Genomic DNA, 11424 nt, shown 5'->3' on the forward strand with positions numbered 1-11424 from the left:
GTGCACGGGGCCGTGCGCCATCAGCGCGGGCAGCCAGGCGGCGCCGGCGAAAGGACATAACAACAGCACGGGCGCGCCGGCACGGCGGGCGACGAGGTCGCCGAGGGCTTCCGCGTCGATGCTGGGCTCGAAGCGGTCGAGGTCGATCACGAGCAGGTCCGGCTGCTCGCGCGCCAGCAGGCTCGCGGCGACGTCGGCACTGTCGGCCAGGTGCAGGCGTGCGAACAGGGAGGCGCAGGCGTCCCCGAATTCGGCGCGCCGTTGCGCCATCGGACTCAGGTAAATCGCGGTCTGCTGCAGCATGAATCACCTCTGGAATACTTTGTTACGCTAACAAGTTTGCCACAAAGCACCTGTAACGGCCAGCAAATGCTCGCAATGTGTGGAAGCGCACCGTCAGCGCGTCCTTCAGGCGGGAATACTGGCGGAATCATGCACAAGGAGAGCACCATGGCAATACAGGACGACGCAGCGAACAGGCAGAAGGCCATTCAGAACCGCCAGGACCAGGCTGACGCCAGCATGCAGAAGGGTGACCAGGGGTCGGGCGGCGCAGCCCAGACGGGTATCCAGCAGCCCAGCGGCGACTTCCCCGCCCAGCACCTGGCCAAGCCGGGCATCGAAGCCCAGATGGAGCTGAAGCCGAAGTTCATGGCCGAGCACTACAAGGGCAGCGGCAAGCTGGCGGGCCAGGTCGCCATCGTGACCGGCGGCGATTCCGGCATCGGCCGCGCCGTCGCGATCCTGTTCGCGCGCGAAGGCGCCGACGTCGCCATCCTGTACCTGAACGAACACGAGGACGCGGCCGAGACGCAGCGCCTGATCGAGGCCGAGGGCACGAAATGCGTGACGGTCGCCGGCGACGTGAAGGACATGGAATTCTGCCAGCAGGCCGTCGACCAGATCGTCGCCAAGTGGGGCCGCCTGGATGTCCTCGTCAACAACGCCGCGTTCCAGGAACACGCCGAGTCGCTGCTCGACCTGACGGAAGACCGCTTCGACGAGACGATGCGCACGAATATCTACGGCTACTTCCACATGGCGAAGGCCTGCCTGCCCTACATGAAGCGCGGCGCCGCGATCATCAACACGGGCTCCGTGACGGGCCTGAAGGGGTCGAAGAAGCTGCTCGACTATTCGACGACCAAGGGCGCCATCCACGCCTTCACCATGTCCCTCGCCGCCAACCTGCTGGACCAGGGCATCCGCGTGAACGCCGTCGCGCCGGGCCCCGTGTGGACGCCGCTGAACCCGGCCGACCAGTCGCCGGAAGACATCACCAAGTTCGGCCAGAGTACGACGTTCGGCCGTCCCGCGCAGCCGGAAGAGCTGTCGCCGGCGTACGTCTACCTGGCCTCGAACGTCTGCTCCGGCTATGTGACCGGCGTCGTGCTCCCGATCACGGGATCGGTGGGCGAATAACCTCGAGGAGAGCTCCAGATGGCACGCAGCATGTGGAAAGGTGCGATCAGCTTCGGGCTGGTGCACATCCCGGTCGAGATGTATCCGGCGGCGAGCGACCAGGGGCTCGACCTGTCGATGCTCGACCGGCGCGACTTCGCGCCGATCGGCTTCAAGCGCTACAACAAGGCGACCGGCAAGGAGGTGTCCTGGGACGACATCGTCAAGGGCTATGAATACAGCGACGGCGAATATGTCGTCCTGTCCGACGAAGACCTGCGCCGCGCCAACCCGGACGCGACGCAGACCATCGACATCCTCGCGTTCGTGAACGCCGAACAGGTCCCGCTGATCTACTACGAACAGCCCTACTACCTCGCGCCAGGCAAGGGCGGCGACAAGGTCTATGCGCTGCTGCGCGAGACCTTGCGCGACGTCGGCAAGATCGGTATCGCCAACGTCGTCATCCGCGTCAAGCAGCACCTCGCCGCCCTCGTCTGCGTGGGCGACACCATCGTGCTGAACACCTTGCGCTACCCGGACGAGATCCGTCCCACCGACGAGCTGAAGATCCCGGCGGCGGACTCGAAGGCCGCGCAGGTCACGGAGAAGGAATTGCAGATGGCGAGGGCGCTCGTCGAAGGCATGAGCGAGAAGTGGAAGCCGCAGCAGTACCGCGACACGTACCGCGAGGACGTGATGGCGCTGATCAAGAAGAAGGTCGCCGCCAACCAGACCAAGACGCTCACCGAACCGGAACCGGAAGAAGAGAAACCCGCCAAGTCGAACGTCATCGACCTCGTCTCGCTGCTGCAGGCCAGCCTCGGCAAGAAGCCTTCCAAAGCCGCCGCGGCGGACGACGATGACGACGACGAACCGCCGCCGCGCAAGTCGAGGAAACCGTCTGAGGACGACGAGGATACCGACAAGGACACGGGCAATCGGCCTCCGCCACGCGCGCGCAAGGCGCCTTCGCATGCGGCCACGCACGCGAGCGCAAAACGTACGTCAGCGGGCACGACAGCGGCCAAGTCGGCCGCGACGAAGACGGCGGCGAAGACGGCGGCAAAGAAAACCGCCGCGAAAGCCGCGCCAAAACCCGCAGCGAAAGCGGCGCCCGCCCGGCGCAGGAAGGCCGCCTGAGTGGATCCGGATACGCTGCTGGACCTGCTGCAATGGCCCGCGATGGCGGTCACGCTAGTGGCCGCCTTCCTCGTCGGCGCCCGGCACGCGAAGAAACGCGTGGTCGGGTTCTGGACCTTCATCCTGAGTAATGTGTTGTGGATCGTGTGGGGCGTGCACGACGAGGCGTGGGCGCTGATCGCGCTGCAGGCCGGCCTCGCCGCCATGAACGTGCGCGCGATCTTCCGCAACGAGCGGGGGGATCCGGCGGACGACAAGGCCGCCGGCGCCTAGCAGCGCTTGTGCCCCCGCCTCCGCGGGGGCGACGATCATTTTTTCTCCGCCTTGAACCCCAGCGCCTTCATCGCCCTGGTCAGCGTGACCGCGCTCTTGTCGTAGTCCGCCCACGGCGCATTGCCCTCGTCCAGCCGGGTGTGCACGTTCTTGACTGTCCACTGGCTGCCCGACTTCAGCTTCGGCAGTTCTTCCCAGCGCACGGGCACGGAGATGCCCAGGCCCGGACGCGCGCGCGCCGACCACGCGGCCACCGTCGTCGCGCCGCGCCCGTTGCGCAGGTAGTCGATGAAGATGCGGCCCACGCGGTTCTTCGCGCCGCTCTTGGCGGAGAAGCGGTCCGGGATCGTCTTCGCGAGATGCGTCACGATCGCGCGCGAGAAATCCTTCACCGTGTCCCAGTCCAGCTTCGGCTTCAGCGGCACGACGACGTGCAGGCCCTTGCCGCCGCTCGTCTTGAGGAACGGGTTCAGCCCCAGCTCCTCCAGGAACGCGCGCACCAGCTGGGCCGCTTCCCGCACCTTCGCAAACTCGACGCCCTCGCCCGGGTCGAGGTCGAACACCATGCGATCCGGCGTGTCGTAGTGTTTCGACGTCGCGTTCTGGCTGTGGATCTCGACGACGTTCCATTGCGCGCTGGACAGCAGGCCTTCGATCGTCGCGATCTCCGTCATGCGCGGGTGGTCCGGGTCGAGCGCCTGGTCCATCTGCGCGACGCCGGGCATCTTCGCGGTGTCCGCGACGTGCTTCTGGAAGAACAGCTCCTTGCCGATGCCGTCGGGCGCGCGCACCAGCGAGACCGGGCGCCCCTTCAGGTGTTCCATCATCAGTTCGCCGACCAGCGCGTAGTAACGCACCATCTCGACCTTGGTGACGCCGCTTTCCGCATCCATCACGCGCTCGCCGTGCGTGACCTTGAACGTGGCGGGCAGATTGCCCGGCAAGCCGTTCTCCGGCTCGGCCTTCTTGGCCGTCCGCTTGTTCGTCGTCTGTTCAGGGGCGGGTTTCGCATTTTCCACGGGTGCCTCCTGCATGTGCCTGGGCAGTTCGCGCACGACGCTCTTCGCCGGCTTGTCCTTGCGCAGGCCCTGGAACACGGGGTGGCGGATGGAGTCGGTGGCCGTCCATTCCGAGAAGCTGACTTCCGCGACCAGGTCCGGCTTCACCCAGTGGTTCGTCCGTCCCGGCACGGCGCGCGCCGGGAACGGATTCTCGTCCGTCTCGATCGCTTCCAGCACCTCGCGCATGTGGCGCAGCGAGGCGCCGTTGAACCCGCTGCCGCAGTTGCCGGCGTAGCGCAGCACGCCGTCCTTGTCGTAGTACCCGAGCAGCAGCGAGCCGATGCCCGTGCGGGCGCCATGCGGATCGGTGTAGCCGCCGATGACGAATTCCTGGCGCTGGCCGCATTTCAATTTGATCCACTCGGGCGAGCGGCGCGTGACGTAGCGCGAGTCCTTGCGCTTGCCGATCACGCCTTCCAGGCCGATCTGGCACGCGGCCACGACGAGCTGCGCCGGGTCCGTCCCGAATTCGGCGGAGAAGCGCACCGTGTCCGACGGCCGCGCCGCCAGCGCCTCCTGCAGCAACGGACGCCGCTCGTCGAGCCGCACGTCGCGCATGTCGTAGCCCTTGAAGTACGGGGCGTCGAATATGAAATAAACGATTTGCGCGCTGTTGGAGCCGTCGAACGCCAGCTGCAGCAGGTTGAAATTCGGCTTGCCGTTCTCGTCGTGGACGACGATCTCGCCGTCGTACCAGCCGTCCGGCAGTTTCATCCGGCGGATTTCCTGCTGCAGCGGTTTCAGCTTGTCGGTCCAGTCGTTGCCGTTGCGCGTGACGAGGCGGACGTCCTTGCCCTGCACGCGCGCGACCATGCGGTAGCCGTCGAACTTGATTTCGTAGATGTAGTTTTCCGGATCGGCGGGCGGGCCGTCGACGAGCGTCGCCAGTTCGGGCGTCAGCGTCTCCGGCAGGTCGGCCTTGACGGCGCCGGCGGGCATGACGCCGCGCTTCGGTTTCGCCGCCTTTCCGGGCGCCGACTTGTCGGCCTTCAGTTCCTCCACCTTCACCTCGGCGCCATGCTCCGGCATCGGCAGGTCCTTCACGCTGTCGGGGAATTCGTCGACGACGGAGAATTCGGCGGCCGGCCTCGCGTATTCGTCGTTTTCCTTGATGAGCAGCCACGGTTCCTGCTTGTCGTCCTCGTGGCCGCGCAGCCGCACGAGCACCCAGCGGCCGTGCATCTTGTGGCCGTGCATCTCGAACTTGATCTCACCTTTCTTATAACCCTGGCGCGGGTCGCCGACGGGCTCCCACGTCCCTTTATCCCAGATGATGACCTTGCCTGCGCCGTACTGGTGCGGCGGGATGGTGCCTTCGAAATCGGAATACGAGATGGGATGGTCTTCCACGTGCACGGCCATGCGCCGGTCGTGGGTATCGTAGCTGGGGCCTTTCGGTACGGCCCAGCTCTTCATGACGCCGTCCAGTTCCAGACGGAAATCGTAATGCAGGCGGGAAGCCCAGTGCTTCTGGATCACGAAGGTGAGAAGGCCCTTGCTGACCTCCCCACCCTCTGCGGGCTCGGCAGTGATCTTGAAATCGCGCTTGGCCTTGTACAGCTTTAACGGGTCGGGCATGGCATCACCTCTGCAGCAATTTGCCTTAGTGTAGGCAGTAGCTGCAGACGCGACTGTTCGCTGGCTAACTCTATGTGGTGCGCGTGGGCTCCCCGAGCCCACGTTGGATTGCAGATTACTTGCGGTCGGATGCGGTCTGGTCGCGTGCCGCACGGAACTCGGAGTCCTTCGACCAGTTCGGCCAGGCGCCCGAATCGGCCAGGTCGCGGCCCACCGAATACAGCACGCCGAGATCGCGCGCCATGCCGGTGAACGGCCACGAGGCGCTCCATTCGTCGGCCGGCTGGTGGTACGCGACGGACACGTAGTTGTCCTCGGCGGCCTTGCCCGCGGCGACGCCGCCCTGCTCCCAGTCCTCGCCCGAACCGAACGAGATCGCCGGCACGCCGTGCTTGGCGAACGGGAAGTGGTCGGAGCGGAAGAAGTGGCCCGCTTCCGGTTTCGGGTCGGCCGAGTAGCGGATGCCGTTCGCCTTGGCCTTCGCGACCAGCTGGTCGAGCAGTTCGAGCTTGGCGCTGCCCGAGATCGTGAAGTCGCGCGACGGGCCGTACGGGCTCAGCGCGTCCATGTTGATCACGCCGACCGTCTTGCCCAGCGGGTAGACCGGGTTGTTCGCGTAGTATTCCGAGCCCAGCAGGCCCTTCTCTTCCGCCGTCACGGCCAGGAAGACGACGCTGCGTTTCGGCGCCGGCGCCTTGGCGTAGGCGCGGCCCAGTTCCAGCAGCGCGGCGATGCCGGTGGCGTTGTCGACGGCGCCGTTGTAGATCTTGTCGCCCTTCGCGTCCGGCAGGCCGACGCCCAGGTGGTCCCAGTGGCCGCTGTAGATCACGACCTGGTCCGGGTGCGCGCTGCCCGGACGCACGGCCAGCACGTTCTTCGACGTGATGACCTTGGCGTCGACGGCGTAGTGCGCGGACATCGTCACGCCCTTCAGCTCGACCGGCTTGAAGGTGCGGGCCTGCGCCTGCTTCTTGAGCTTGTCGAAGTCGAGGCCGGCGCGCTTGAACAGGTCGACGGCGACGTCGCGCTGGATCCACGCTTCCACCGGCGCGTGCGCTTCCAGCGGGTTCTTGCGCACGATGTCGTACTGGACGTTCGTGTTCGAATTCTTCACCGTGGCCCAGCCGTACGACGCGGGCGCGGTCTCGTGGACGATCAGCGTGCCCAGCGCGCCGCGGCGTGCCAGTTCCTCGAATTTATAGGTCCAGCGGCCGTAGTAGGTCATGGCCTTGCCGCCGAAGTCGCCCTTGCCCGTCTCGAAGTCCGGGTCGTTGATCAGCACGACGGCCAGCTTGCCCTTCAGGTCCTGGCCCTTGAAATCGTCCCACTTGCGTTCCGGTGCCGTCACGCCATAGCCGACGAACACGAGCGGCGCATTCTTGAAGTCGACGCTCTTCGCGCCCGTCATCGCGGCGCGCACGGCGACTTCGTTACCCTGCGTGAAGGCTTTCGTCGTGCCGCCGGCCGTGACGGACACGTCGACCGGGCCGCTGATCTCGAAGCGGCCCAGCGGGACGTCCTGCGTCCAGCCGCGCTTGCCGTCGACGAGGTCGCCGCCCGGCTGCAGGCCGGCCTGCTTGAACTGTTCGATGATGTAGTTGACGGTCTTCGTCTCACCGGCCGTGTTCGGGCCGCGGCCTTCGAACGCGTCGGACGACAGGACTTTCACGTCCTGCGACAGGATTTTCGGATCGATGTGGACGGCGTCTGCGGCCTGGGCGGCCAGCGCCGCGGTGGCGAGCGCGATGGCGGTCAGGGTGGTACGGAGGGAAGTTTGTAGTGTCACGAGCGGTCTCTTGGGCGTCGAATTATTGGATGGGCACGGATAGTGCCGCCAAAGTATCGTTCGAATGATTTCCACTGTCAAACATCGTTCCGACAAAAGGATTTCCGTACGTACACTTGTAACGGGATGTAAAGGATCGTCAACCACGCGCCGCATGGCCGCGTTTCTGGCCCAGTAGCACACTTTAACGACACCTGAAGGAAATGCCGCCATGAACAAAATCGTCGCCACCCTGATCGCAGGCCTGTTCGCCACCTCGGTGTACGCCCAGACGACCGCCACCCCGGCCACGCATGCCGAAGTCAAGGCCGACAAGAAAGCGGCGAAGGCCGAGGCCAAGGAAGAGAAGGCCGACGTGAAGGCCGACGCGAAGCTGGAGAAGAAAGCCGCCGAAGCCAATGCGGACGTCGCCGTCGCCAAGGCCGACGCCGCGAAGACGAAAGCCAAAGCACACAAGAAAGCCGCCAAAGCCAAGGCGGAAGCCGCAGCCGACAAGGCCGAGGCACACGCAGACCAGAAAGCCGCCGCTGCCAGGTAAGTCCCCTCCGGTAGCGCACAACCGGCTCAAGCCCCTCCATCCTCCGAAGACAGGGTTCGCCCTGTCTTTTTTTCGTCCGCGATCTACAATGGCAGTCCGTTATCAGCCGGGACTACCATGCACGACATCGTCTTTTTGGACCGCGACAGCCTGATCGCCACCATCCGCAAGCCATCCTTCGAGCACCGCTGGCGCGACTACCCCGCCACGAACGCGAACGAGGTCGTCGAACGCCTGCGCGGCGCCACCATCGCCATCACGAACAAGGTGCCGCTGCGCGCGGACGCGATCGCGCAACTGCCGGACCTGAAGATGATCGCCGTGGCCGCGACGGGCACGGACAACGTGGACCTCGCCGCCTGCCGCGAGCGGGGCATCGTCGTCGCGAACATCCGCAACTACTCGCTCGTCTCCGTGCCCGAACATTGCTTCGCGCTGCTGCTCGCCGTGCGCCGCAACCTGCGCGCCTACGTGGCCGACGTCGAGGACGGGCGTTGGGAGCAGTCGACACGTTTCTGCCTGCTCGACCACCCGATCGGCGACCTGGCCGGCAGCCGCCTCGGCATCGTGGGCTATGGCGCGCTGGGGCGCCGCGTCGCCCAGATCGCGCGCGCGTTCGGCATGGACGTCGCCGTCACGTCGCGCTCGCCCGTGGCGGACACGGACGTGGTGCAGTTGCCGCTGGATGAACTGCTGGCCACGTCGGACGTCGTGAGCCTGCACCTGCCGCTGACGGACCAGACCCGCCACATGATCGGCGCACGCGAGCTCGCATCGATGAAGAGAAGCGCCATCCTGATCAACACGGCACGCGGGGGCCTCGTCGACGAAGCGGCGCTGGCGCAGGCGCTGACGGACGGGACGATCGCGGGCGCCGGGTTCGACGTCCTGAGCAAGGAGCCGCCCGTGCCGGCCAACCCGCTGCTGCAGCTGCGGTTGCCGAACTTCGTGCTGACGCCGCACGTGGCGTGGGCCAGCGGCGGCGCGATGCAGACCCTGGCCGACATGCTGGTCGATAATCTCGAGGCGTGGGTGGCCGGAAAGCCGACCAACACGGTCTAGCCGTCTGCCCGCAGCGGCAGCTCGACGATGAACACCGTGCCGTGCCCGGGCCGGCTCTCGACCCGGATCGTCCCCTGCAGCAGCGTGGTCACGAGGTTGTACGCGATGTTGAGGCCGAGGCCCGTGCCGCCCTGCCCCATGCGCGTCGTGAAGAATGGATCGAAGATGCGCGACAGGTGCTCCGGCGCGATGCCGCGGCCGTCGTCGGAGAATTCGATGCGCACGCGGTCGCCGTCCAGCGGCCGGGCCTGGATGCGCATGCGGCCGCCCGGCGCGTCGAACGCGTGCAGCAGCGCGTTGTTGATGAAGTTGATGACGACCTGGCCGAACGGGCCGGGATAGCTGTCCATCGCAATGCCGGCCGGGACCTGCAGGTCGAGCGTGTGGCCGGCACGGCGCACCTGGTTCATCATCGTCGCCGCGATCTCGTGGCAGGCCTGGTCCAGGTCGAAGCGGCGCCGCTGCGTGCTGGCCTGGTCCACCGACACCTGCTTGAAGCTGTTCACGAGATCGGCCGCGCCGTGCAGGCTGCGCACGATGAGGCTTGCCGCTTCGCGCGCCGCCGCGATCCACGTCTCCAGGTCCGATTTCTTCAGCGCGTTGTGCGCGAAGCGGTCGGCCAGCGCGTTCGTCTTTTCTTCCAGCGTGCTGGCCATCAGCAGGCTGTTGCCGATCGGGGTGTTCAATTCGTGCGCGACGCCCGCGACAAGGGCGCCGAGCGACGCGAGTTTTTCGCGCGCGGCCAGCTGGGCCTGGGTTTCCTTCAGCTGGCGGTAGGCGTCCGCATTGTCCAGCGCGACGCCGACATAGGACGCGAGGGTGCTCAGCATGTCGAGCTGCACGTTCTGGTACGCGCCGGGCCGGCCGCTCTGCACCGTGATCACGCCCAGCACGCGCTGGCCCACGAGGATCGGCACGACCATCAGCGAGCGCGGCGCCGGCAGCGTGTCGGCATCCGTGCTGGCCGGATCCGCGCCCAGCACGTCGCGCACGAGTCCCGAGAACCGGGCGTAATCGCGGGCCAGGTCGCCGATCAGGATCTCCTCGCCCGTCACGCGGCAGTATTCGCCGAGGCCGCGCACGCGCGCGGGGAAGCGCCCCTGGTCGGGCACGCGGCGGCCGTCGGCGACGACGTACGGGTAGTCGATCGGCCCGTCCACGCGCGCCACGCCGATCGCGAACAGCGGCGCGTCCATCAACTGGCGCACCTGGCCGTACACGTTGGCCATGATCGCCTCGCCGTCGAGGTTCGCCGTCAGTTCACGGCCGATGTCGGACAGCAGCGCGATGTTGCGGCGCGCCTGCTCCACCGCTTCCTTCTGCGCTTCCGCCTCCTGCTTGCGCTGTTCCGCCCGCTCCTTCTGCAGCACCAGCTCCGCCGTGCGCGCGCCGACCTGGCGTTCCAGGCGCGCCTTCTGCTGCACGAGCACGCGCACGCGCAAGCGGTACAGCGCGACGGCGATGGTCGCCAGCACGCTCGCCGCGAGCAGCCGGAACCACCACGTCGCCCAGAACGGCGGCGGGATCGAGATGTTCAGGGTAGCCGGACGCTCGCTCCACACGCCGTCCTTGTTGGCGGCCTTCACCTCGAACACGTACTCGCCCGGATCGAGGTTCGTGTAGGTGGCGAAGCGCTTGCGGGCGTCCGTCTCGGTCCAGTCCCGGTCGAAGCCGAGCAGCCGGTAGGCGTAGCGGTTCGCCTGCGGATCGGCGTAGTGCAGCGCCGCGAATTCCAGGGTGAACACGGAATCGCGGTGGCTCAGGCGGATGTCGCGCAGGCGGTCGGCGGCGACGGGCAGCGCGCGCGGCCGGTTGAACACGAGGAAGTCGGTGATGACGACGGCGGGCGGGAACGGGTTGTCGTGGATGTCCTCCGGCTGGAACGACGTCATGCCGTTGATGCCGCCGAAATGCAGCTCGCCGTCCGCGCCGCGCGCCGCCGAGCCGACGAAGTACGAGCCGTCCGTCAGGCCGTCCTTGGCCGTGTAATTCTTGTAGCGCCCCGTCTCCGGATCGACGCGGGTGAGGCCCGTCGTCGTGCTGACCCAGATCTGGCCGTTGCCGTCTTCGAGGATGCCGCCGATCGGCACCTGCTCGCGCGTGGGCGCGACGGGGAACCGGCGGAACACCGTCTTGCCGCCCGGCTCCCGCTGCATGCGGTGCAGCCCGCCCGCCGTGCCGACCCACAGGTCGCCGCGCGCGGACTCGTACAGATAATAGACGCGGTTGTGGCCCAGGCTCGCGGGGTCGCGCGCGTCGTGGCGGAAGTGCGTGAACGTGTCCGTCGCGCGGTCGTAGCGGTCGAGGCCATTCTCCGTGCCGATCCAGATCGTGCCGGCACGGTCCTCGAACACGGCGAAGCCATAGTTGTCGCCCAGGCTGGCCGGATGCGCCGGGTCGTGACGCCAGCCGCGCAGCGTGCCGTCCGCCGCCACCATGAACAGCCCGCCGCGCGTGACGATCCACAGCGCGCCGGTGCGGTCGAGCGTGAGCGCCTGGACCCAGCTGGCGCCCGCCTCGCGCCCGAGCGGCACGGGTGTAAAACGGCCCGTCGCCGGATCGCGCCACGACAGGCCGCTGGG

The 11424-nt window shown here is 67.0% G+C and carries 8 protein-coding genes and 1 pseudogene; 5 read left to right on the plus strand and 4 right to left on the minus strand.

What is annotated here, in order from left to right; translation table 11 throughout:
* A pseudogene (locus ACEN88_RS15050) lies at window positions 1-303 on the minus strand (GGDEF domain-containing protein); the annotation flags it as partial.
* A 147-nt stretch (window positions 304-450) separates the two neighbouring features.
* On the opposite strand from ACEN88_RS15050, the gene ACEN88_RS15055 reads away from it, so the two are divergent.
* From ACEN88_RS15055 to ACEN88_RS15065, 3 genes are read left to right on the plus strand one after another with little or no spacing between them, the layout of a single operon-like run.
* Window positions 451-1422 carry an SDR family oxidoreductase gene (locus ACEN88_RS15055; protein ID WP_413340788.1) on the plus strand — a complete coding sequence of 324 codons (972 nt, stop codon included), beginning with the start codon at window positions 451-453 and terminating at the stop codon, window positions 1420-1422.
* An 18-nt stretch (window positions 1423-1440) separates the two neighbouring features.
* Window positions 1441-2544, plus strand: a complete 1104-nt coding sequence (locus ACEN88_RS15060; RefSeq protein WP_413340790.1) for a Ku protein — start codon at window positions 1441-1443, stop codon at window positions 2542-2544.
* On the plus strand, window positions 2545-2817 hold the full coding sequence (locus tag ACEN88_RS15065; protein ID WP_413340792.1) for a hypothetical protein: 273 nt from the start codon (window positions 2545-2547) through the stop codon (window positions 2815-2817). It begins immediately after the preceding gene.
* Window positions 2818-2852: 35 nt separating this feature from the next.
* Here the strand turns inward: ACEN88_RS15065 and ligD are convergent, their stop codons facing one another.
* Both ligD and ACEN88_RS15075 read right to left on the minus strand, forming a co-directional pair.
* The gene (gene ligD / locus ACEN88_RS15070; protein ID WP_413340794.1) at window positions 2853-5456 is read right to left on the minus strand and encodes a DNA ligase D; all 2604 of its coding nucleotides are present in this window, start codon (window positions 5454-5456) and stop codon (window positions 2853-2855) included.
* A gap of 115 nt (window positions 5457-5571) precedes the next feature.
* Window positions 5572-7242: a M28 family metallopeptidase gene (locus ACEN88_RS15075; protein WP_413340795.1), complete on the minus strand. Its 1671-nt coding sequence runs from the start codon at window positions 7240-7242 to the stop codon at window positions 5572-5574.
* Between the two features lie 211 nt (window positions 7243-7453).
* Here ACEN88_RS15075 and ACEN88_RS15080 point away from each other — a divergent pair, with 211 nt between their 5' ends.
* A complete protein-coding gene (locus ACEN88_RS15080; RefSeq protein ID WP_413340797.1) occupies window positions 7454-7780 on the plus strand; it encodes a hypothetical protein in 327 nt (108 codons plus the stop codon).
* Window positions 7781-7897: 117 nt separating this feature from the next.
* Window positions 7898-8842: a D-2-hydroxyacid dehydrogenase gene (locus tag ACEN88_RS15085; protein ID WP_413340798.1), complete on the plus strand. Its 945-nt coding sequence runs from the start codon at window positions 7898-7900 to the stop codon at window positions 8840-8842.
* Here ACEN88_RS15085 and ACEN88_RS15090 read toward each other — a convergent pair.
* On the minus strand, window positions 8839-11424 hold a 2586-nt coding region (locus tag ACEN88_RS15090), incomplete at its 5' end, for an ATP-binding protein (RefSeq protein WP_413340800.1). The two genes, ACEN88_RS15085 and ACEN88_RS15090, sit on opposite strands and share 4 nt — an antisense overlap.

The organism is Massilia sp. CT11-108 (assembly GCF_047302915.1).
Taxonomy (GTDB): Bacteria; Pseudomonadota; Gammaproteobacteria; order Burkholderiales; family Burkholderiaceae_D; genus Telluria; species Telluria orientalis.

What these genes read in the sequence shown, in the direction of transcription:
- ACEN88_RS15055 (WP_413340788.1), top strand. Translation starts at nt 451, where the DNA reads ATGGCAATACAGGACGACGCAGCGAACAGGCAGAAGGCCATTCAGAAC.
- ACEN88_RS15080 (WP_413340797.1), top strand. Translation starts at nt 7,454, where the DNA reads ATGAACAAAATCGTCGCCACCCTGATCGCAGGCCTGTTCGCCACCTCG.
- ACEN88_RS15060 (WP_413340790.1), top strand. Translation starts at nt 1,441, where the DNA reads ATGGCACGCAGCATGTGGAAAGGTGCGATCAGCTTCGGGCTGGTGCAC.
- ACEN88_RS15085 (WP_413340798.1), top strand. Translation starts at nt 7,898, where the DNA reads ATGCACGACATCGTCTTTTTGGACCGCGACAGCCTGATCGCCACCATC.
- ligD (WP_413340794.1), bottom strand. Translation starts at nt 5,456, where the DNA reads ATGCCCGACCCGTTAAAGCTGTACAAGGCCAAGCGCGATTTCAAGATC.